Source organism: Ensifer sp. NPDC090286 (assembly GCF_044769565.1).
Classification (GTDB): Bacteria; Pseudomonadota; Alphaproteobacteria; order Rhizobiales; family Rhizobiaceae; genus Ensifer.
This window is the reverse complement of sequence record NZ_JBIVYF010000003.1, coordinates 248,023-269,293: the sequence shown is the minus strand read 5'-3', so window position 1 is coordinate 269,293 and position 21,271 is coordinate 248,023. Positions and strand designations below refer to the sequence as shown.

Sequence of the window (21,271 nt, the reverse complement as noted above, 5' to 3'; positions counted from 1 at the left end):
CCGGTATCCGGTCACGCCTTCTCGCGTGCGACCGCGCGCCAGCCGATATCGTGCCGGTAGAAGCCGTTGTCCCAGGAAACGGCCGAAAGGGCCGCATACGCTCTGTCCTTGGCCGCGCCAGCGCTGGTTCCCGTCGCGGTGATGTTGAGCACGCGGCCGCCGGTTGCGACCAACGCCCCGTCCTTCATCGCTGTGCCGGCATGAAACACCTTGGTGGTGTCGGACGCTGCGGGGAGGGCACCGATCGGCGTGTTTTTCGCGTAGCTGCCGGGATAGCCCTTGGAGGCCATGACGACGGTCAGCGCCGTCTCGTCGTGCCACTCCACAGCCATGCCGGCGAGCGTGCCGGTCGCAGCGGCATAGAGCAGCGGCAGAAGATCGCTCTTCATCCGCATCATCAGCACTTGGCACTCGGGGTCGCCGAAGCGGACGTTGTATTCGATGAGTTCCGGTCCCTTGGCGGTGATCATCAGCCCGGCGAAGAACACGCCGGCGAAGGGATGGCCGCTTTCCGCCATGCCGCGCATCGTCGGCTCGATGACTTCCTTCATCGTACGCTCGATCATCTCTGACGTCATGACCGGGGCCGGCGAGTAGGCGCCCATGCCACCGGTGTTCGGCCCGGTGTCGCCGTCGCCGACGCGCTTGTGGTCCTGCGCTGACGCCAGCGCCAGGGCCGTCTTGCCGTCCGAGAGGCAGAAGAAGCTCGCTTCTTCGCCATCGAGATAGGCTTCCACCACCACCTCCGCGCCGGCGGCGCCAAAGGCACCGGCGAAACAATCGTCGACGGCGGCGAGCGCCTCGTCAAGCGTCATGGCGACGGTGACACCCTTGCCGGCGGCGAGGCCATCGGCCTTGATGACGATCGGTGCACCCTGTTCACGAACATAGGCCTTGGCGCTCTCCGCATCGGTGAAGCGGCCATAGGCGCCGGTCGGAATGTCGTAGCGGGCGCAGAGATCCTTGGTGAAGCCCTTGGAGCCTTCGAGCTGGGCGGCGGCGGCAGAGGGGCCGAAGACGGCGATGCCGGCAGCGCGCAGCACGTCGGCAAGGCCTGCGACCAGCGGTCCCTCAGGCCCGACCACGACGAAATCGATCGCTTCCTTGCGGCAGAAGTCGGCGACGGCCGCATGGTCGTCCGTGTCGAGCGCTATGATTTCCGCTTCTTCGGCAATGCCCGGGTTGCCCGGCGCGGCATAGAGCTTCGTCAGTTTCGGCGACTGCGCGATCTTCCATGCAAGGGCGTGTTCGCGCCCACCCGATCCGATCAGAAGAACCTTCATTGCAGCCCCCGATATCCCGAAAATGTTGCGCTGCGGTTAGGACGGCAGGGCGGCAAGGTCAAGGGAAAATGGGAGTTCCGGTGGCGATTCTCGCAATCGCCAACTCTCAGGCGATGGCCTGGCGGCTCTGTTGCTCGTCCAGCGCTTCGTCATGCGCGTAGCGCGCAGTGCGTGTCAGCGCCCAGATCGCCAGATCCTCGATCGGCAGCGGCTTGCTGATGAGGTAGCCCTGGAACAGGTCGCAGCCGGCCGCCGTCAGCATGGAGAGCTTCTCCGGCGTGTCGATGCCTTCGCCGACGACCGCGACGTCCTTGGCGTGGCAGAGGGCGATCAGCGCCTTCAGAACCGGCAGGGAATGCGACGCGGTGAGGTTCGATACCAGCGCCCGGTCGAGCTTGATGGTATCGGCGGTGTATTCGATGATCTGCTGCACGGACGTGTAGCCGGCGCCGAAATCGTCGATCGAAAGCCGGAAGCCGTTCTGGCGCAGCGCGTCGATGTTGCGGCGAAGCTGGTCGCTGAACTTGACGGCAAAGGTTTCGGTCAGTTCGATCTCGATCGAGCGCGCCTCCAGCCCATGCCGTTGCAGGCAGTCGGCGAAGTGGTCGGCAATCGCCTTGGAGTGCAGTTCGGCCGAGGAAATGTTGATGGCGAGCACGGTTTCGGGGCCGAACAAGGCCTTCAGCTGGCCGCAGTCGGACATCGCCTTGTTGATCACCCACCAGTCGATCTTGGTGAAGAGCCCCGAGCTTTCGGCAATCGGCACGAATTCGTCCGGGGTGACGTTGCCGAGCACCGGCGAATACCAGCGCAGCAGCGCCTCGCAACCGGTGACCCGGCCTTCGGTATCGACCATCGGCATGTAGACGAGGTGGAACTGTTCGTCCGGATCGAGCGAGCGCAGTTCATCCTGGATCTGGCGCAGCCGCGTGCGCTTGTCGTGAAGCGCGCGCGAGTAGCGGGCCGAGCGGTTCTTGCCGCTGGTCTTGGCCTGATACATTGCCGCATCGGCATTCGCGATCAGCTCGGTGAGGTTGGTGGCGTCATCCGGGCAGATCGCCGCACCGATGCTGGCGGTCACCGGATAGCGCTTGTCGGAGACTTCGAAGCCGTCCTCGAACAGCGAGAGGATAGCGCCCGAGATTTCCCGGACAGTCCCGTCGCCCGGGCGCGAACGCACCAGAACGGCGAATTCGTCGCCCGAAAGGCGCGCGAGGATGGCCGGCTTCTGGCCGCGGCGCTCGGTAATCGCGTCGACCCGCTCGGCGATGCGGGTCGCCAAGGTCTTTAGGAGTTCGTCGCCGATCTCGTGGCCATGCTTGTCGTTGACGAATTTGAAGTTGTCGATGTCGATGAACAGCAGGCTGCACTTCTCGCCGGCCGCGATCGCCTCCCGCACGACGCCGGCGGCGAGTGCGTTGAAATGGCCGCGGTTGCTGATCCCGGTCAATGTATCGGTCCAGGAGCTGCGCTGCACGAGCTTCAGCGATTGCACCGACTGGCGGTGCAATTCGCGGATGTTTTCCGTGAGGCGCCCGATCTCGCCCTTTTCTTCCATGTCGCGGATTTCGTCGCGCGCACCCACCATCACCGCCATCACATTGGCATCGAGGGTGGCGATCGGATCGGTGATGAAGCGGCGGATCAGCATGATGATCAGCCAGATCGAGAACAGGCTCATGGCGACGGCGCCGAGCGCCAGAAGGAACTTCTGCTGCGCCATCAGCGCATCGAAATGCTCGCTCGAAACGGTGAGCGTCGCATAGAGCGAGGGCCCGAGATGCACGCTTGCCGAAAGGTCGTCGGTCACGGCCAACGGCCAGGGCTGCAGAACGATGTCGGAGCCGTATTCCTTCTTCAGTGCCTGCTGCATGTCGAGGAAGCGGTCGGGCTGGATCGCGACCTGCACGAGCAGGGCGTTCGATTTCTTGCTCGGCAACGGCCGGGTGAAGGCAATCGGGTCGAGGAAGAAGGAATAGACGATACGCGGTCTCTGGCCCGCTTCGTAGAGATAGGTCCAGTCGGCAAGCTTGTCTTCGCGGATCAGCCGGCGGGCGAGGTTGAGCTGCGCCTCGTCGATCTCGGCGAAAGGATCCCAGCTGTTTTCGAAGTAGTATTCGGACTTGAGCTCGGAGCTCAGAAGTGCCAGCGAAACATAGCCCGTGGGATCGTCGAGCAGCGATTTGACACTCTCCTGCAGCCGCACGCCGAGCGCATTCGCGCGATAGCTCGCATCTGTTTCGGAAACGTACTGACGCAGCGAATTGCCATTCAAGAGCGCATTGAGAAAGCCCTTGCTGCGGCCGATCTCGTTCTGGAAGACGGCGGCCGCATGTTCAAGGCGCTGCGACAGCTTGGCATGCTCGAGCGCGCGAATGGAGCGGCTTTGCGTGACGTGGACCGAGATCGCCGCCAGCAGATAGCCGGCAAGCACCACGGGAAAAATCAGGATGAGCGCGCGTTTGCCGAGGTTCACTGGAAATTCGCCAATGTGCTGATGATCCGTCGGCGCAGTTGCACCGATTCTGTGGACAGTTCCTGTTGATACTGGCTCTTGGCCAGAATGTCGGGCGAGGGGTAGATCGCCGGGTCGGAGCGGACCTCTTCCGGCAGGAGTGCGTGGGCTGCCCGGCTTGCCGTCGGCATGTTGAGCGCCAGCGCGTTGGCGGCGGCACTTCCCGGCGATCCGAGATAGTCGAGCAGCGCCAGCGCCCGATCCTTGTTTTGCGAATTGGCAACGACGGACATGCAGTCGAGCCAGGAGAGCGTGCCCTCCTTCGGAACCGCATAACGCCATACGCCAGGGGTGCCGGCCTTGGCATTGAGGACATGCTGGTCGCCGCTGTAGCCGAGCGCCATGTAGATGTCCTTGCTGACTGCAGGGTTCTGGATCGAGCTGATGATGTATTCGTAGGTGAGCACGGAAGGGGCCTGTTCCTTCATCAGCGTGAAGGCGGCCCTCAGCGTGCTGCTGTCGTTGGTGTTGATCGATTGGCCGAGCAGCATCAACGGCGCGACGAAGGCCTCGTTGTGGTCGTCGTACATCGCCACATGCTTGGAAAGCGCAGGGGCGGGGCGCATCAGATCCTGCCAGGAGGTCGGTGCTTCGGATAACACATCGGAGCGGTAGAGAATGCCCATCGTGCCCCAGAGATAGGGCAGGCCCCGGCCGGAGCAGCGCGTGCGCCAGCTTTCGTCATAGTCCCTGAGCGAGGCGACGTTGGTCTCGTCGAGCTTTTCGAGCACGCCCTTGCGGCCGAAGAGGGCGGCGCTGTTTTCGCCGGTTACCACCAGGTCGACGCGGCTGTTCGGATCGGCCAGCACTTCGTCGCGGGTATCGCCGCTGTCGTAATAGACCTGGTGCACCGCGACGCCCGTAATCGACGACCAGCGGTCGAGGATCTTCTGATCGATATAGGATTCCCAGATGAGCAGGTTCAGGGTCTCGGCCGGTGCCGCCGTTGCAAATAGCAACGTCGCCAGTAAGGCCGGAATCGCCGTTCGCCCCTGCATTGTATACCCCTGCCCAAGCCCGTCAGACGACCGTAGCGCGCAAAAATTGATGAATGATTACGTAGGGCTGCGACGAGTAGCAGGGGTGCAGCATACCGTTTGCCGCGCAGACGGAAACCGGGCGCCGCATGGCGGCGCCCGGTTGGATTTCCTGAGTTTATCTGACCGAGCGGCTACCGGGCCGGGATCCTCGGCAGGAGGATGGTGAGCACACCGAGCAGCGGCAGATAGGAGCAGATCGTGTAGACGAACTCGATGCCCTGCCGGTCGGCGAAGATGCCGAGCACGGCAGCCCCCATGCCGCCGAAACCGAAGGCGAAGCCGAAGAAGACGCCGGCAATCAGCCCGACCCGGCCCGGAACCAGTTCCTGGGCGAACACGACGATCGCCGAGAAGGCCGAGGAGAAGATCAGGCCGATGATGACGGAGAGCACGCAGGTCCAGAAGAGGTTCGCATAGGGCAGCATCAAGGCGAAGGGGATGACGCCGAGGATCGAGAACCAGATGACGAAGCGGGCGCCGTAGCGGTCGCCGATCGGGCCGCCGAGGAAGGTCCCGGCCGCGGCCGCACCGAGGAAGAGGAACAGCATCAGCTGCGCCTGCTGCACCTCGACGCCGAACTTCTCGATGACGAAGAAGGTGAAGTAGCTGGAGATGCTCGCCATGTAGACGTTCTTGGTGGCCGTCAAAAGCACGAGCACGGCAACCGCCCACATCACCCGGCCCTTCGGCAGGGGCAGGGCCCGGCTCGGTGCTGTGCGGCTCATGGTCGTGCGGCGATGGCGGACATACCAGGTGCTGACCCAGGAGAGCACGAAGAAGCCGATGATCGCGACGATCGAGAACCAGCTGAGGCTCCCCTGGCCGAAGGGAATGACGATAAAGGCGGCGAGCAGCGGACCCATGGCGCTGCCGGCATTGCCGCCCACCTGGAACAGCGATTGGGCAAGGCCGTGGCGGCCGCCGGAGGCAAGGCGGGCGATGCGGGAGGATTCCGGATGGAAGATCGCCGAGCCGACACCGATCAGGCTGGCTGCGACCAGCAGAACCCAGAAGTCATGGGCATTGGCGAGCAGGATCAGGCCGCTGCAGGTCGAGAGCATGGCGAGCGGCAGGGAATAGGGCAGGGCCCAGCGGTCGGTGATGATGCCGACGGCCGGCTGCAGCATCGACGCCGTCAGCTGGAAGGTGAAGGTCAGGAGGCCGATCTGCACGAAGTCGAGCGAGTAGTTCGCCTTCAGCAGCGGATAAAGCGCGGTCAGCAGCGACTGCATGATGTCGTTCAGCATATGGCAGAAGCTGACGGCGAGGATGACGGAGAAAGCCGTCTTCTCCGGGGAGATCCCGGAAGTTGAAGTCACGGTAGACATGGGTGATTCCTTGCCGTCTCGAAGGTTGTGTGCGGCGTGGCCCCATCTCTACTGAGGTTGCGATTGGCCTGCTTTTGTGATCTGGTCGATTTCTTTCGTGAGTGGGCCAAATGGCGATCCGTCGATATCCGCTGCCGCAGCTTCCCGATGACGATCATTTCCGGAACCTCGACTGGGTCGAGACCGGAAACGCACCGGTGCTCGCCCTCGGACGGGATTACAATGCCGGCCTCCTCGTGCCTTTTCACAAACACACCCGGACCCAGCTCTGGTGGGCGCGCGGCGGCGTCGTGCTGATGCGCACCGAGCGCGGGCGGTGGATGGTGCCGCCCGGCCACGCCCTTTTGATCCCGGCGGGCATGGAGCATTCGGCCGAGATGATCAGCGATGTGCGCATGCACTCGATCTACTTTGCGCCGGACCTTTTGCGCGCCGAGCGGCCGATGGTCATGGAAATCAATCCTTTGGCCGGCAGCCTCGTCGATGCCCTCGTCAGCGTCGAGAACGAGGCGATGTCGGAGCGGCGCGAACAATTGGTGACCGATCTGCTTCTTGAGGAAATCGGCCGCCTGCAGGAGCGACCGCTCGGCCTGCCGTTCCCGCGCGACGAAAGGCTTGCGGCGCTCTGCCGCCAATTCCTGCAGGCGCCATCGGCGGCCGCCAGCATCGACCAGTGGGCGGACAGGTTGGGTCTCAGCCGCCGCTCGTTCACGCGGCTGTTTCGCAACGAGACGGGCGTCAGCTTCGTCACCTGGCGCCAGCAGGCCTGCATCTTCGCCTCGCTGCCGCTTTTGGCCGACGGCGAGCCGATCATCAACGTGGCGCTCGATGCCGGCTACGAGAACGTCGCGGCCTTTACGACGATGTTCCGCCGCATGCTCGGCAGCCCGCCCAGCGTCTATCTGAAGACCTATCTCGGCCAGTGACTGCGGGCGGCTAACCGCTCATGGGAAACGAAAGCTGAATTGACCTGGTTAACGGAATCGTAGGAACAAGGGCCAATAACTCGCCCTGTGCCGTTCCTGCCCACTCCCTCCTTCGGCCCGACGGCACGGCCAATTTCGCCCCGGCGAATGCATCTTCCGGAGTTGTTTCTTGCGTATCCGTTCTCTTCTTCTCCTTTCTGGAACCCTTTTGCTGTCGGCAAATGCCGCCTCTGCCGGCGACGGCCAACATTTCTGGTCCGGCGACTGGTACCTGAAGGTCGGCGCCACCGGCTTCTACGGCCCGAAATACGAAGGCGCTTCCAAGCGCATGTTCCAGGCTGCCCCGCTGATCTCGCTCGGCAAGGCCGGCAGCACGGTCCGCTTCTCCTCGCGCAACGACAACATGTCCTATGCGCTGGTCGACCAGGGCAGCTTCCGCGCCGGTCTCGTCGGCAAGCTGATTTTCGAACGCGATGCCGGCACGTCCAGCGATCTCAAGGGACTTGATCCGATCAAGTTCGGCGGTGAAGCCGGCGGCTTTGCCGAGGTCTACCCGACCGATTGGCTGCGTGTGCGCGCCGAAGTTCGCCAGGGCATTCGCAGTCACCACGGCGTCGTCGCCGATGTTGCGGCGGACGCCTTTGCCGATGTCAGCAGCAATGTCCGCATTTCCGGCGGCCCGCGCCTGTCGGCGGCCACCAGCGGCTACTACACGGCCTATTACGGTGTGAATGATCGCGAGGCGGCGGCCTCCGGTCTCAGCAACTATACCCCGCATGGTGGCGTCGGCTCGGCCGGCGTCGGTGCCGCAATCACCTGGCAGGCAACCGAAAAGCTCGAGACGAGCGCCTATGCCGAATACAAGCGCCTGCTTGGCCCGGCAGCCGATTCCAGCCTCGTCCGCGAGCGCGGCAGCCGTAACCAGGTTCTCGTCGGCCTGTCGGCCACCTACCGCTTCGACTTCACGCTTCCCTGATCAGGCGTTTTGCTCCCTAGGTCGGCGGCGATCTCGCCGCTTGACCGGCCGGGCCCGCAGCGTCAAACAGGGATATGAACACAATCTCTGCCGATTCCGGCCGCGTTCAGGACGCGCCATCCAACAACTGGGTCTATCGCGTGCTGCCGCGTGCGCTCTGGCCCTATGCGCAGCTTGCTCGTTGGGACCGTCCGATCGGCTGGCAATTGCTGCTGTTGCCGTGCCTGTGGTCCGTGGCCCTGGCGTCGGGCGCCGCGGCCAGCGCTGGTCAATTCTCCTTCGGCCGCTTCCTGTTCCATTGCTTCCTCTTTACCGTCGGCGCCATCGCCATGCGTGGCGCCGGCTGCACCTACAACGACATCGTCGATCACGACATCGACATGGAAGTTGCCCGTACCCGCTCGCGGCCGCTGCCGTCGGGCCGTGTTTCGCGCCTTCAGGCCAAGGTGTTCATGGTGCTGCAGGCGCTCGTCGGCCTTGTGGTGCTGTTGCAGTTCAACACCTTCTCGATCGTGCTCGGCATCTTGTCGCTGGCGATCGTCGCGATCTACCCATTCGCAAAGCGGTTTACCGACTGGCCGCAGTTCTTCCTGGGGCTGGCGTTCTCGTGGGGAGCGCTGATGGGCTGGGCGGCCGAGTTCGGCACGCTCTCCTTGGCCGCCGTTCTGCTTTACGGCGCGGCGATCGCCTGGACGATCGGTTACGACACGATCTACGCTTACCAGGACAAGGAGGACGACGAACTGATCGGCGTGCGCTCGACGGCGCGGCGCTTCGGTGAAAACCCGCGCCCGTGGCTGATCGGCCTTTACGGCATTGCGACGCTGCTTGTCCTTCTGTCCTTCGTCGCAGCCGGCGCCGGTGCGGTTGCCTATGTCGGTCTCCTGATTGCAGCGGCGATGCTGACCTATCAGATCCTCGTCCTGAACATTCACGATCCCGCACAGTGCCTGGCGCTGTTCAAGTTCAACGGCATCGTCGGCCTGATCATCTTCGCCGGTCTGGTGCTGGCGCTTCTCCTGCACCTGATATGAAAAATCCTCCGTTGCGGCGGAGGATCGTCTTCATTGCCCCATGGTCGGCCCGCCCGTTGCGAGCCTGCAAAAATCTCAGGCCCAGCTGATGTCGCGGGCGGCCTTGCGCTTGCGTGCCTCGTGACGCGCACGGAAGCTGGACAGGACGGCGGCAACGATTGAGGCGATGTGCTTGCGCATCGGGTTTCTCCTTCTTTCGTGGTCTTGGCTATGAAGCCCATATGGCACGAAGAAGGCGATGTGACTGTTTCCGGGGGAACATCCGGTAAATCGTCGGGGGAGGCGGCAACGCCGTCAGGGCACGCGTGCCCGCAGGAAATATCCCGACAGATCCGACCGCACCAAACGCGACAGCCGGCCGCAGGGAACGGCCGGCTGTCGCGCTGGAGGTAGGCTCTGCAATTAGCTGCGGGCGATGATCTCGCGCCCGTCGATCTTCATGTGTACGCCAAGCGTGCCGGTGGAACGGCGCACGAGGAAGCGCGGGCGGCGCTCGGCGAAGAAGGAGTGGCGGCGGCGCGGCTTGACGGGCGCGGTGCGTACGTCGCCAAGGTGCTCTTCGAGCGGCCTTGCCACGCCATCCGCTTCGACCATCAGCATCGGAATGCGGTAAGCTTCTGCCCAGGCGCGCCAGTCGGCCGCGATGTCGGACAGGTCGTGTGCGACGAGCAGCGGGACACAGAGGTCCGGGTCGTCGTGATGAAGTTCCAGCGTCACTGTAACGTCTCCGTCGCCGTGATCGATCGCGCGAGCCGCGACCCCCTTGAATGCGCGCGCCGGCAGTGCGATCGAAAGCGGCAGGCCGCTCGATGGTAGCACCTTGCGCAGAACTGCGCCACGCTCGTCCAGGCTGATCGTGACATTACCGGTGTGACCGCGCAAAGCGTAGCTCGCCTGCTGTGGAAAGCGCTGCGGATCAAGACGGAGCGTGTTTTCGACCCATGCGGGTTGAGAGAGTGTGTTGCGCATTTCAATCGCCCTTGTTTTTCCTTGAGAGCCGGTTTCCGGTCTTCTCGTCGGGACTTTTTCGTCCTCTATGAGCAGGAGAATAGGCGGCGCCCTTTCCGAACGACTTAAAATTCGCGGTTAAGAAAACTTTGCGTTTTTCGATGGTTAGCAAAAGCCGACCGGTCAGGGTTTCTGTTTCGTCAACAGTGCGGCTGCATTCGTTCCGATCAGGCGCACCTGCGCTGTCGGTCGAACTGCCGGGAAAAGCCACACGCAAGCCAGCTCTGCAATCATGACGCGTCAGAATTCTGTTTCGGGGCTCGGGTCCGGCCTGTCCCCATGGGTAACCGACGAGGCGCCAGGGCATGGTATCGACCTATCTCGACTACAGTCGCATCACGCGGGACATGAGGAGCAGCCTCAACCGCATTGCCCAGCAGCCGCAGATCGCGCGTGAAGCCGAATATTATAAAGAGAACATCGGCAGTGTGAAAACTGTCGAGGAGTTTCTGGACGACTATCGACTCTACTCATACGCGATGAAGGCGCACGGCCTGGAGGACATGACCTATGCCAAGGCCTTCATGCGCAAGGTCCTGGAAAGCGACCTTTCGGACGAAAACAGCTTTGCCAACCGTCTCACGGACGAACGCTACCGCAACTTCGCGCAGGCCTTCAACTTCAGCTCGTCGAAGCCGGTGGCTCAAACCAACGCACAGCAGGATGCGCTGATCGGTCTCTACAACGAGCGGATCGCCAGCCTCGACACGGTGATGCGCGGCGAGATGGCCTATTTTGGCGCGGCCATGGATCTGGTCACCGATGTCGACAAGTTTCTCGGCAACGAACGGCTGCGTTCGTTTGCCTTTACGGTCTTCGGGCTGGACACGAAGACATTCAACTACACTGAAGTGCGCAACGCCCTGACCAGCGACCCGGCCGCCCTAACCGCAAGCCGCACGGCCGACATCACGAGACGGGATGAAGCGGTCAAGCTGCAGACGGACCTCGACACACGGATGAAGTCTCTTGCGGCGATCGATGTGCTGACCGCCCAGCTGGCGGAAGCACCCTCTGCGGACAAGCCGGCGATTCAGGCGAAGATCGACGAACAGAACGCAATCGTCGCCGATCTCGATGCCAAGCTGCCGCCGCGCGATCAGGCCCCTGCGCTGATGACATCGCTCGGCTACGAAATCAACCAGCTGAACGGGCGCATCCGCAATTTCGCAACCTACATCAAGTTGGCGGAAACGTTCAACTTCAACGCCGACGGCAGCGTCCCTGCTGGCGAGAAGGCGATCAGTGAAGAGAAGAAGACGGCGCTCAACAACATCTACGTCTTCGAAAAACCCGGCGATACTCCAATGGGCGGAACGCGCCTGACCGGTGCCGGGGCGCTGCTCAACAAGGAATACTACGAGCAGAAGATCGCCGGCATTACCAGCATCTCTGAGCTGACAAGCGATAGCCGGCTGTTCAATTACATCGTCACAGCCTTCGGCCTCAAGGCATCGACGACGGTGCCGTCGACGATCGAAAACATCCTGACCAGCGACATCAACGACCCGAACAGCTACGTCAACACACAGGGCGGCGAGTACAATGCCGCCTTCAAGGCGATGCACAAGGCCTTCAATTTCCAGGCCGACGGCACGCTGCAGCCCGGCAAGACGGCACAGAGCGCCGATCAGTTGAAGACCACGTCCGACGGCTACATGGTGCGCTACAACGACAAGGGCGACGCCGAAGACGAAGCGATGGTCAAGAGCTTCAAGCTCTTGGTCAACACGATGGAATCGGTCGACAAGCTGCTTGCCGACAAGGGTGTGGTGACGTTCACGCTGCGCGCCTTCGGGCTCGAAGAAGAGGGGCTGAGCACGCGTGAGCTGAAGCGCATACTGACCAGTGATCTCAACGATCCCAAGAGCTATGCCAACACGCTGCGTGATGAGCGCTACGTCAAGCTCGTGAAGGCGTTCAATTTCAATCCCGACGGGACGCTCGGCGCGCCGAAGCTCGCGCAGAGCGACTCCGACATCATGAGCACGGCGAGGGACTACATCATCGCCAAGTCCCGCTTCGGGACCGACGACGAGAAGAAGGTCGCCAAGCAAAAGGCCCAGGACGAAGCCAAATACTACACCGCCGAGATCGCCAAGATCGAAACGCTGGATGACTTTCTGAAGAACCGCCGACTGGTCGATCTGGTCCTTGTCGGCTCCGGTATCGATCCCGAGACGGTCAAGAGCGATTATCTCAGAGAGATGTTCACGTCGGATCTCGAAGATCCGAAGAGCTTTATCAACACCGATCCGAACGGGCTGAAATACCGCGAGATCGTCTCGTCTTTCAACTTCGACAAGGACGGCAAGATCGTCCGGGGTGAGGCAGGCCATATTCAGACCCGCCGCGGTCTCATCACCACGGTCGATCTCTTCCTCAACCAGTCGCTCGAAGAACGGGAAGGCGCTGACAACGGCGGCATTCGTCTTGCGCTCTACTTCCAGCGCAAGGCCCCGGAGATCAATACGGCATACGACATCCTGGCCGACCGCGCCCTCTTCGAGGTGATCAAGACCGCCTACAGCATGCCGGAGGGCTTGCAGAACGCCAAGATCGAAGCCCAGGCGGCCTATATCGAGCGCACGATCAACCTCAAGGAATTGCAGGAGCCCGGGAAGATCGACAAGCTGCTGCAGCGCTTCACGGCACTCTATGACGTCGAAAACAACCAGGACGTTTCGCCGGGTCTCGCGATCCTGACCGGCGGCGGGGGCGGCAGCGTCAGTGCCGAAACGCTGATGACGCTCTCGCAGCTACGCGCGGGCGGCCGCTGAGGCCAGCCGCATGATGGCCGGGCTTCGGCTTGGCGGCTGCATGGTAGCCCGCCGCGCGGGGCGGGCCGCCGTCATCGGTCAGCGCGCAACACCTTGTCGGGGTTCATGATGCCCGCGGGATCGAATGCGTGCTTGATGCGTTGCATCAGCTCGATTTCGATCGGCGCCCGGACCTCGGCGAGTTCGTCGCGCTTCAGTTGGCCGATGCCGTGTTCGGCAGAGATCGAGCCGTTATAGCTCAGCACGATGCCGTGGACGATGGCGTTGATTTCGCGCCAGCGGTCGAGGAAGGCCTGCTTGTCGGCGCCGACAGGCTGCGAAATGTTGTAGTGGATGTTGCCGTCGCCCATGTGGCCGAAGGAGCAGATGCGCGCGCCGGGAATCGCTTTCATGACGGCCGCATCCGCCTCCTTCATGAAGGCCGGAATGCTGGAGACGGGCACGGAGACATCGTGCTTGATCGAGCCGCCCTCGGGCTTCTGCGCCGGCGACATGCTCTCGCGCATGTGCCACAGCGCCTTGGCCTGTGTCTCGTTGGCGGCGATCACGGCATTTTCGACGAGGCCGGCTGCATATCCCTGTTCCAGAAGATCCTGCACCATCCGTTCCGCGCTTTCGGCGGTATCGGATGTCGAGATATCGATCAGCGCGTACCAGGGATGGATCGTGTCCATCGGGTCACGAACGCCGGGGATGTGCTTGGCGGTGAATTCGACGCCCAGCCGCGGCATCAGCTCGAAGCCGGTCAGCGCCGGTCCACAAAGGCTGGACGCTTTTTCGAACAAAGCGAGCGCATGCTCGACGCTGCCGACCCCGGCAAAGGCGACCTGATGCCCGAGCGGCTTCGGAAAGAGCTTGAGCACGGCGCCGGTGATCACGCCGAGCGTACCTTCGGCACCGATGAAGAGATCGCGCAGGTCGTAGCCGGTATTGTCCTTCTTCAACCGGCGCAGCCCGTCCCAGATCTCGCCGGTCGGCAGCACTACCTCGAGGCCGAGGCAGAGCTGGCGCATGTTGCCATAGGCAAGCACGGCGGTGCCGCCGGCATTGGTGGAGAGATTGCCGCCGATGCGGGCCGAACCTTCCGAGCCGAGCGACAGCGGGAACAGGCGATTGTGCTCGTCCGCCGCCTTCTGGATGTCGGCAAGGATACAGCCGGCATCGGCGACGATGACATTGCCGACCGGATCGATGTCGCGAATGCGGTTCAGCCGTTCCAGCGAAAGAACGATGTCCGCCTTGCCCTCCCGCGGGATCTGCCCCGCGACGTGGCCGGTGTTTCCGCCCTGCGGCACGATCGCCGTGCGGGTGGCGCTTGCAAGCTTCATGATGCGCGAGACCTCGTCGACGGAGCCCGGACGCAGCACCATCGGCGTCGTGCCGCGATAAAGTCCGCGCGATTCGACGAGATAACGTGCCTTGTCCGGTTCGGCCGTCAGCACGTTGGCGCTGCCGATGATGTCGACGAAGGAGGCGATGAGTTCGGGAGAGGGAAGGGTGGTCATGGGCCTCACTTCGCGTTGCGCCTGTGCGCTATCGGATCGGTCGATCTGAGGATGGGATCCTCGGTTCCTGGTCGGCGGCGATCATAACCGCAATGGGTGCCGTTCGGTGAGAGCGGGCGCGCGGAAGATGCCCCGCACTATCTTACCCTCGTGGTGCGGCTGCCCGCAGCAACCGATCGATGATGGCTTCCCCCAGCCCGTCCGAAGGGATCGGCCCGAAGGCGATGGTCTCTGCGCCGCTGGCATCCGCCCGTTTCATGTAGTCGAAGAGATTGGCGGCGGCTTCGCGCAGATTGCCAGTCGGACTGAGGTCGAGAACGATGGCCGCCTGTTCCTCGCCGGCAATCCGATTGCCGCCGAAACGGATCAAGGCTTCGCCGGCATGCACCTCGGCGGCATCGAGCCGCACCGCAGCGCCGGGCGCATAATGCGAGGCAAGCATGCCCGGCGCCTCGATCGTCGCTCCCGCCGCCTCCGGCCGGATCACCGGACGGCCGAGGAGGCGTTCGATCTCGGCAGCATCGAGGCCACCCGGCCGAAGCAGCCGGATCTCGTCGCCATCGACCTTGATGATCGTCGATTCAAGGCCGATCTGGGCCTGGCCGGCGTCGAGGATCAGCTTCAATTTTCCACCGAGATCGGCCTCGACATGGGCCGCACTGGTCGGACTGATCTTTCCCGAGGTATTGGCGCTGGGCGCGGCCAATGGCCGCCCGAAGCGGCCTATAACCCGGCGGGAGAAACCGTCGGGCATGCGGATGCCGAGCGTGTCGAGGCCGGCGGACGCCAGCGCATGAACCGTGCTGTCGGCGCGCTGCCGAAGGATCAGCGTCAGCGGGCCGGGCCAGAAGGCTTCGGCCAGTTGACGGGAAACCGGATCGAAGTGCACGTGGGCTTCGGCCATCGCCATGTCGGAGACATGCGAGATCAGCGGATTGAAGCGCGGGCGCCCCTTCATCTCGTAGATGCGGCTGATCGCATCAGGATTGGTGGCGTCGGCGGCGAGGCCGTAGACGGTCTCGGTCGGAATGGCGACCGGCTCGCCTTCGGCAAGAACGGCGCAGGCACGCGCGATCGCGCGGTCCGGTTCCCTATCCGTATCGATGATCTCAGCCATGCCGTTTCCTTTCCGACGCTTCCTTAACGGACGCACCGGAAAAACAGAACGATTTTCTTTGAGGCAACCGGCTCGGCTCAGAGGCTGCGGATGATGCGGCGCAACGCGTCGTCCTTGGCACCGAGCATCAGCACGTTTTTCAGCGCGACCTTGGGATCGTCGGTGCGAAACAGCAGACCGTTGTCACGAAAATTGCGGTTGATGACCATTTGGCCGGCTTCCGCGCCCGGTTCGATGGCGACGGCGAAATACATGCGCGAATAGCCGGGTTGGATGCCTTCGAAAAAATGCGTCTCGTGGCCGAGGTCGCAGTAGAAGTTGGCGAAGTAGAAGGACCAAGTGATGTCCTTGGAGGGCGTAACCGGCGTGCGCGCCGCCGTCACGTGACAGTAGCCGAGATGCGGCCGGCCGACGAGCGTGCGGTGGAAGATCATCTTCGGGAACTGGATCGAGGTGTGAAAGCCGTTGATCCGCTTATGGGTCGTGTCGCCGGCGGTGTTGAGCTTCTTGCCCGTCCTGTCCGCAACTTCCTCATAGCTCAGGTAGCGCCGTTCGCTCGGCACCCATTGCCTGCGATTGATCCGGCCCGTGCGCAGGAATTCGGTATGAACCGCCGTCTTCGGCGGGATTGTCGGCGGCGCCTCGGCTGCCGCGTCGTAGTATCTCAACTTTGCCATGATCGTCAGCGCGCCATCTGCCTGCCTGCAGGACCTCTCTCGTCCGCCGGCTAGGCTAGCGGCTCATGGTTAATGAATGATTGCCTGCTGGCTGCATCATGAGTGTTCCCTATCTGACGGGATGTCGCAAACGGGCGAAGCTTTCCCGCGTCTGCGCCGCCCGCGCCGCAAAAGGCGGCAAATGCCCAACATGTGAGCTATCTATATGTTTGTAGTGTAAAAATTCTAAGACAGGCGCCGTTGATGGCGGTTTTTCCCGTGTCGTCATTCTGGAATTGGATGTCGCTATCCGGCAGCTGCCAGGGCGGTTTCCGCGATTACATATCCTTACTCAAGGTGCCGTCTTCGAAGAGAAGGCGGAGAATTGGGAAGCCGGTCAAATCCCGGCGCTGCCCCCGCAACGGTGGTGGAGCGAAAGCCTCGGCAAAGGCCACTGGACGGTTCGTCCGGGAAGGCGCCGGGCTGGTCCGAAGGGACCGCTCCTGAGCCCGGAAACCAGCCTTGACGGACATAACCGTAACGGGTTGCGGCGGGCAGCCGGATCGGAGCCGACAACGCATGGGCGTGTGCCCGTGCGGGTTCCTGTCCTGCCTCTCCAAGACATGGCGCATGAGGACAGGACATGGAAACCAGAAACGATATGCTTCGAAAGCTGAAGGGCCGGCGCGACGGCTACAGCCTCGATCGGGCCTTCTACATCGATCCCGACTACTATCGGCAGGATCTGGAAAACATCTGGTACAAGGATTGGCTGTTCATCGGCCATGACTGCGAGATCCCGCGGGCCGGCAATTATTTCACCGTCCAGGTCGGCGACTACCCCGTTGTCATCACCCGCGATCGCCAGGGCACGATCCGGGCATTGCACAACTCCTGCCGCCATCGCGGCTCGCGCGTCTGCACGCAACAGAAGGGCTCGTCGGCCAAGCTCGTCTGTCCCTATCACCAGTGGACCTACGAACTCGACGGCTCGCTGCTCTTCGCCCGGCAGATGGGGGAGGATTTCGACAAGGCAGCCCACAGCCTGAAGCCGATCCATTGCGAAACGGTCGGCGGCTACATCTTCATCAACCTGTCGGAAAAGCCGATGGATTTCACCGCGTTCCGCGAGATGGCCTTGCCCTATCTCGCGCCGCACCGGCTCGGCGAAACCAAGGTCGCGTTCGAAAGCACCATCGTCGAGAAGGGCAACTGGAAGCTCGTCTGGGAAAACAACCGCGAATGCTATCATTGCGCCGCCAATCACCCGGAACTCTGCCGCACCTATCCGGAAGCCCCGACCGCGACCGGTGTGCAGGGCGCCAAGGATGATCCCGTGATCGCCGAACATTGGGCGAAATGCGAGGCCGAAGGCTTGCCGAGTGAGTTCAGGATGTCGCCAACCGGCCAGTTCCGCGCCGCCCGCATGCCGCTTGTCGACAATGCCGAAAGCTACACCATGTCGGGCGCGCGCGCCGTCAGGCGGGCTCTGTCGGCCGATGTTTCCCAGAGCCAGATCGGCACGCTTCTGATGTTCCACTACCCGACCACCTGGAACCATGTGCTCGCCGATCACGCCATCACCTTCCGCGTGCTGCCGCTCGGGCCTGAACTTACCCAGGTGACGACGAAGTGGCTGGTCAACAAGGATGCGGTCGAAGGCGTCGATTACCACCTCGAGGAACTGACGCATGTCTGGACCGAGACCAACGATCAGGATCGCCAGATCGTCGAGGAGAATGCCTTCGGCATCCGCTCGCCGGCCTATGAGCCCGGTCCCTATTCGCCCGAGCACGAAGGCGGCGTGATGCAGTTCGTCGAGTGGTACTGCAAGTTCATGGAGCAGCGCCTTTCTGGCGACGCGGCTCCCCTTTCAAGGGTCGCCTGACATGCAGATGGCCTCCTCGTTTCACCATTTCGACGCGCTGCATGTCTGGATCGATCGGCAGCAGATGCTCGAATGCACATCGGCTGTCGTCGAGACCGCCGATGTCATGACCTTCAGCTTCCGAGCCGAAAAGCCCGCCTGGTTCCGCTATCTGCCCGGGCAATTCGTAACGCTCGAACTGCCGGTCGCCGACGAGCCGGTCATGCGCACCTACACGCTGTCGTCGACGCCGTCGCGGCCGCTTTCAATCGCTGTCACGGTGAAGGCGCAGGCCGACAGCATCGGCACCCGCTGGATGTTCGACCACCTGAAGCCGGGCATGAAGCTCCGGGCCTTCGGTCCGCTCGGTGATTTCAGCTTCGTTCGTCATCCCGGCGACAAGTACCTGTTCATCTCGGCCGGCTCCGGCATCACGCCGATGATGTCGATGACGCGCTGGATGGCGGATTGCGTGCCGGAGACGGATGTGACCTTCATCTCCTGCGCGCGTCGTCCGGACGATCTGCTGTTCCGTTCGGAACTGGAAGTGCTCGCCACCCAGATGTCCGGGCTCAACCTCGGCTTTATCGTCGAGGGGCATGAGGCGCGCCACGGTTGGCACGGATTGCGCGGCCGCATCGACGGCGCCAAGCTGCCGCTGCTTGCGCCCGATTTCATGGACCGCACCGTCTTTTGCTGCGGCCCCGAGCCCTTCATGCGCGGCGTGCGCGAGATGCTGAAGACGGCCGGTTTCGACATGGGCCGCTATCACGAGGAGAGCTTCCAGCCGGCGGCAGCACCCGCCGCCGAAGAGATCGCCGTGCGCGCCGGTGCCGGAGACGAGGGCGAGATACAGGCGGCCAAGGTTGCCTTCACCATGAGCGGCAAGGAGGTCGAGGCCAAGCCCGGCCAGACGATCCTGCAGGCGGCGCGCGCCAATGGGGTGCGCATCGGCGCTGCCTGCGAAGGCGGCATCTGCGGCACCTGCCGGGTGATGAAGGTCGCGGGCGAGGTCGAGATGAACCACAATGGCGGCATTCTCGACGACGAGATCGACGAGGGCTACATCCTCGCCTGCTGCTCACGGCCGCTTGGCGACGTCCAGATCGAAGCCTGAGGGCGTCGATGCATGTCGCGAGAGGTGCGCCGCGGTTTTGCAGCAGCGACGTGCATAAAGGATCAGAGCTTAAAGCCTGGCGCGAGATCCTTTTTCACGCGACAGGCTTAGGGCGCGGTGCAGGGGATCGGATTGGCCGAAACGCTTGCCGGGGCGTCGGTGCCGGTCGCCGTTTTCGGGCATGTGCTCTGGGCAGCTTCATTTCCGGCAATCGCCACCTGCAGGGCGCGCTCCTGGCGGGCGAAATCGATCGAGCCGGTCACCATCATGTCGACGCCGCTGCCGGCGCCGCTCGCAGCGTCGGCGCGGCTGACGAGCAGCGGCTCGCTAAACATCGCAGTTGCCCGTGCGACCGCCTGCATGCCCGTTCCCCGCTCGGCTTGGGCGACGAGCATCAGCGGTAGCGGCTTTTCCGGCAGCAAGGCGCCTTGAGCCCAGATCGCTTTCAGGGCCGGCGGCGACATCGCCGCCACATTGACGTCGATGTCGTCAAGCGTTCCCGGCACACGGTAGGGGCATCGGCGCTTTCCGCAGTTGATGCCCGAGGAGAACTGCCACAGCGCGTAACTGTCCCAGTTGCCCATCGGGAAGACCTGGCGGATATCCGGCTTGTAGCGGGCGTACCAGAGTGGCAGACGCGACAGCAGCCGGTGTTTGGCCCGGTGCGCGGCGATGTATTTGGCGGTGATGTGGTTGGTGTAGAGGATCGGGTAGCGCCCGGTCCGGGTCTTGATGTGCCCGGCGAAGATGGCGGCGTCCTCGAGCGACATGTACTTGTCCGGGTCGATGCCTTCGAGATCGAGCACCATCAGCTCGTCGTCACGCGGCTCGGCATAGTCGAGGAAATGGTTCGCCTGGTCGACGGGATTGCCCGGACGGGCGAGGTGATAAGCACCCCACAGCAGTCCGTGCGAGCGGGCAATCATCCGGCGGGTCTGGTAGAGTTCGCGGCTGACGGCGTATTTGCGCCACATGGTCTTGCAGTGGTTGAAGGTGTCTCCGTTGTGGTCGCCGGTGCAGGAGAAGCTTTCGGGCAGGCCGTCGGAGGCCTTGGCGATGAAGCCGGAAATGCGCTTGTCGCCAAGCATCGTTTCCCAGTCGATGCTGTTCATCTCATAGGCGTCGACGATGATGGCGTTCGATTTGGTCTTCCAGGGCTCCAGTTCACCGGCGCGTGCGATCGCCGCCGCGAAAGCCAGACCGATGAAGGTCGCGAGGCACAGAATCATCCCTGTCGTGGAGATACACCGCTTTGCCATTCTCTGAGATTGCCGACAGTATCGTTAACGCATCGTAAATCCCAGCCCCCGCGCGGACTGTGCGGGAGCGGCGCGCGAATGTATACCGACCTGCGGCTGTATATAAGCAATTGCTTTCATGATCGCGTCAGGTAGTCGATGATGCGGCAAAGCGCGCCACGGCAACGGGTGTCGGCCTCGCAGCCTGATCCCGAAGGACGCGGAAGATGGAACAAAACCGGTGACTTATGCGTTATCGGTCGATTTCGGATTTCCCGGCTGAGGGACATCCCCGGATCGGCCTCGGTCGGGGTGAAATCATGGAAAAGGTTGAAATGTCGCGGCAACCCGAAGCCGGGGGCGCGCAACATGCTTTCGGTGATGGAGGGATTTGATGAAGAACGTGCTGAAGTCCGGGATGGGCCGGTGGTTTTCCGTGGCCGTTGCGGCGGCCGTGCTGGTGACGTCGGCTGCCCCGTCGCAGGCCTTCACGCCGACCCCGCCGCGCGTCGAGCGGCAGAACGATGTGGTCAATGTCCAGTATCGCAGACCGGGCATGGAGCGTCGCGGCGGCTATTACTACTACAACGGCTACCGCGGTTATAACTATCGCCGTCCTGGCTATCGCTACTACAATGGCTGGTGGTATCCGATGGCAGCCTTCAGCACCGGCGTCATCATCGGCGGAGCGATTGCCCAGCCGCCGCGCTATACGCGTCCGGCGCCCGTCTATGGCAGCCGCCATGTGCAGTGGTGCTACGACCGCTACCGCTCCTACCGGGCCTATGACAATACCTATCAGCCCTATGGCGGTCCGCGCCGCCAGTGCTATTCGCCCTATAGCTAACGGGGAGGCAGGGCCGGGCGCTTCCGCTCCCGGC

The 21,271-nt window shown here is 63.0% G+C and carries 15 protein-coding genes, 1 pseudogene and 1 riboswitch; of the genes and pseudogenes, 7 read left to right on the top strand and 9 right to left on the bottom strand.

The window, feature by feature from the left end; translation table 11 throughout:
- Positions 1-11: 11 nt before the first annotated feature.
- The 4 genes from purD to ACIQUG_RS16530 all read right to left on the bottom strand — a co-directional run bounded on the left by purD (position 12) and on the right by ACIQUG_RS16530 (position 6,166).
- Entirely contained in the window at positions 12-1,283 is a 1,272-nt protein-coding gene (gene purD / locus ACIQUG_RS16545; protein ID WP_402323218.1) for a phosphoribosylamine--glycine ligase, read from the bottom strand.
- Positions 1,284-1,389: 106 nt separating this feature from the next.
- On the bottom strand, positions 1,390-3,759 hold the full coding sequence (locus tag ACIQUG_RS16540; protein WP_402323217.1) for a putative bifunctional diguanylate cyclase/phosphodiesterase: 2,370 nt from the start codon (positions 3,757-3,759) through the stop codon (positions 1,390-1,392).
- Entirely contained in the window at positions 3,756-4,796 is a 1,041-nt protein-coding gene (locus tag ACIQUG_RS16535; RefSeq protein WP_402323216.1) for a spermidine/putrescine ABC transporter substrate-binding protein, read from the bottom strand. Before ACIQUG_RS16535 ends, ACIQUG_RS16540 begins: the two co-directional genes overlap by 4 nt.
- 173 nt (positions 4,797-4,969) lie before the next feature.
- Positions 4,970-6,166, bottom strand: a complete 1,197-nt coding sequence (locus ACIQUG_RS16530; RefSeq protein WP_402323215.1) for an MFS transporter — start codon at positions 6,164-6,166, stop codon at positions 4,970-4,972.
- A 110-nt stretch (positions 6,167-6,276) separates the two neighbouring features.
- Between ACIQUG_RS16530 and ACIQUG_RS16525 the strand changes: the two genes are divergently transcribed.
- The 3 genes from ACIQUG_RS16525 to ubiA all read left to right on the top strand — a co-directional run bounded on the left by ACIQUG_RS16525 (position 6,277) and on the right by ubiA (position 9,102).
- Positions 6,277-7,092, top strand: coding sequence for a helix-turn-helix domain-containing protein (locus ACIQUG_RS16525; RefSeq protein WP_192447617.1), 816 nt, complete (start codon positions 6,277-6,279; stop codon positions 7,090-7,092).
- A gap of 169 nt (positions 7,093-7,261) precedes the next feature.
- Complete coding sequence (locus ACIQUG_RS16520; RefSeq protein ID WP_402323214.1) at positions 7,262-8,068, top strand: MipA/OmpV family protein; 807 nt, start codon at positions 7,262-7,264, stop codon at positions 8,066-8,068.
- A gap of 74 nt (positions 8,069-8,142) precedes the next feature.
- Positions 8,143-9,102, top strand: coding sequence for a 4-hydroxybenzoate octaprenyltransferase (gene ubiA, locus ACIQUG_RS16515; protein ID WP_402323213.1), 960 nt, complete (start codon positions 8,143-8,145; stop codon positions 9,100-9,102).
- 402 nt (positions 9,103-9,504) lie between these two features.
- On the opposite strand, the gene ACIQUG_RS16510 is transcribed toward ubiA, so the two are convergent.
- A complete protein-coding gene (locus ACIQUG_RS16510) occupies positions 9,505-10,071 on the bottom strand; it encodes a DUF6101 family protein (RefSeq protein ID WP_034801118.1) in 567 nt (188 codons plus the stop codon).
- A gap of 344 nt (positions 10,072-10,415) precedes the next feature.
- Between ACIQUG_RS16510 and ACIQUG_RS16505 the strand changes: the two genes are divergently transcribed.
- Positions 10,416-12,890, top strand: coding sequence for a DUF1217 domain-containing protein (locus tag ACIQUG_RS16505; RefSeq protein ID WP_402323212.1), 2,475 nt, complete (start codon positions 10,416-10,418; stop codon positions 12,888-12,890).
- Between the two features lie 71 nt (positions 12,891-12,961).
- On the opposite strand, the gene ACIQUG_RS16500 is transcribed toward ACIQUG_RS16505, so the two are convergent.
- The 3 genes from ACIQUG_RS16500 to ACIQUG_RS16490 form a co-directional block, all read right to left on the bottom strand.
- Positions 12,962-14,395 (bottom strand): FAD-binding oxidoreductase, encoded by a 1,434-nt coding sequence (locus ACIQUG_RS16500; RefSeq protein ID WP_402323211.1) that lies wholly within the window; start codon positions 14,393-14,395, stop codon positions 12,962-12,964.
- A gap of 142 nt (positions 14,396-14,537) precedes the next feature.
- Complete coding sequence (locus ACIQUG_RS16495) at positions 14,538-15,512, bottom strand: L-threonylcarbamoyladenylate synthase (RefSeq protein WP_402323210.1); 975 nt, start codon at positions 15,510-15,512, stop codon at positions 14,538-14,540.
- A 77-nt stretch (positions 15,513-15,589) separates the two neighbouring features.
- Positions 15,590-16,189 (bottom strand): DUF6656 family protein, encoded by a 600-nt coding sequence (locus ACIQUG_RS16490; protein WP_043625931.1) that lies wholly within the window; start codon positions 16,187-16,189, stop codon positions 15,590-15,592.
- Positions 16,190-16,506: 317 nt separating this feature from the next.
- Positions 16,507-16,708: riboswitch (cobalamin riboswitch) on the top strand.
- Between the two features lie 103 nt (positions 16,709-16,811).
- On the opposite strand from ACIQUG_RS16490, the gene ACIQUG_RS16485 reads away from it, so the two are divergent.
- On the top strand, positions 16,812-18,056 hold the full coding sequence (locus ACIQUG_RS16485; RefSeq protein ID WP_402323209.1) for an aromatic ring-hydroxylating dioxygenase subunit alpha: 1,245 nt from the start codon (positions 16,812-16,814) through the stop codon (positions 18,054-18,056).
- Position 18,057: 1 nt separating this feature from the next.
- The gene (locus tag ACIQUG_RS16480; RefSeq protein WP_402323208.1) at positions 18,058-19,152 is read left to right on the top strand and encodes a 2Fe-2S iron-sulfur cluster-binding protein; all 1,095 of its coding nucleotides are present in this window, start codon (positions 18,058-18,060) and stop codon (positions 19,150-19,152) included.
- A gap of 221 nt (positions 19,153-19,373) precedes the next feature.
- Here the strand turns inward: ACIQUG_RS16480 and ACIQUG_RS16475 are convergent.
- A pseudogene (locus ACIQUG_RS16475) lies at positions 19,374-20,411 on the bottom strand (glycoside hydrolase family 25 protein); the annotation flags it as partial.
- Between the two features lie 373 nt (positions 20,412-20,784).
- On the opposite strand from ACIQUG_RS16475, the gene ACIQUG_RS16470 reads away from it, so the two are divergent.
- The gene (locus tag ACIQUG_RS16470) at positions 20,785-21,237 is read left to right on the top strand and encodes a BA14K family protein (protein WP_402323207.1); all 453 of its coding nucleotides are present in this window, start codon (positions 20,785-20,787) and stop codon (positions 21,235-21,237) included.
- The last annotated feature ends 34 nt before the right edge of the window (positions 21,238-21,271 follow it).

Excerpts from the sequence above, each read along its gene's own strand:
- ACIQUG_RS16495 (WP_402323210.1), bottom strand. The coding sequence starts at position 15,512 with ATGGCTGAGATCATCGATACGGATAGGGAACCGGACCGCGCGATCGCG.
- ACIQUG_RS16510 (WP_034801118.1), bottom strand. The coding sequence starts at position 10,071 with ATGCGCAACACACTCTCTCAACCCGCATGGGTCGAAAACACGCTCCGT.
- ACIQUG_RS16500 (WP_402323211.1), bottom strand. The coding sequence starts at position 14,395 with ATGACCACCCTTCCCTCTCCCGAACTCATCGCCTCCTTCGTCGACATC.
- ACIQUG_RS16480 (WP_402323208.1), top strand. The coding sequence starts at position 18,058 with ATGCAGATGGCCTCCTCGTTTCACCATTTCGACGCGCTGCATGTCTGG.
- ACIQUG_RS16490 (WP_043625931.1), bottom strand. The coding sequence starts at position 16,189 with ATGGCAAAGTTGAGATACTACGACGCGGCAGCCGAGGCGCCGCCGACA.
- purD (WP_402323218.1), bottom strand. The coding sequence starts at position 1,283 with ATGAAGGTTCTTCTGATCGGATCGGGTGGGCGCGAACACGCCCTTGCA.
- ACIQUG_RS16470 (WP_402323207.1), top strand. The coding sequence starts at position 20,785 with ATGAAGAACGTGCTGAAGTCCGGGATGGGCCGGTGGTTTTCCGTGGCC.
- ubiA (WP_402323213.1), top strand. The coding sequence starts at position 8,143 with ATGAACACAATCTCTGCCGATTCCGGCCGCGTTCAGGACGCGCCATCC.
- ACIQUG_RS16535 (WP_402323216.1), bottom strand. The coding sequence starts at position 4,796 with ATGCAGGGGCGAACGGCGATTCCGGCCTTACTGGCGACGTTGCTATTT.
- ACIQUG_RS16525 (WP_192447617.1), top strand. The coding sequence starts at position 6,277 with ATGGCGATCCGTCGATATCCGCTGCCGCAGCTTCCCGATGACGATCAT.
- ACIQUG_RS16530 (WP_402323215.1), bottom strand. The coding sequence starts at position 6,166 with ATGTCTACCGTGACTTCAACTTCCGGGATCTCCCCGGAGAAGACGGCT.
- ACIQUG_RS16505 (WP_402323212.1), top strand. The coding sequence starts at position 10,416 with ATGGTATCGACCTATCTCGACTACAGTCGCATCACGCGGGACATGAGG.
- ACIQUG_RS16485 (WP_402323209.1), top strand. The coding sequence starts at position 16,812 with ATGGAAACCAGAAACGATATGCTTCGAAAGCTGAAGGGCCGGCGCGAC.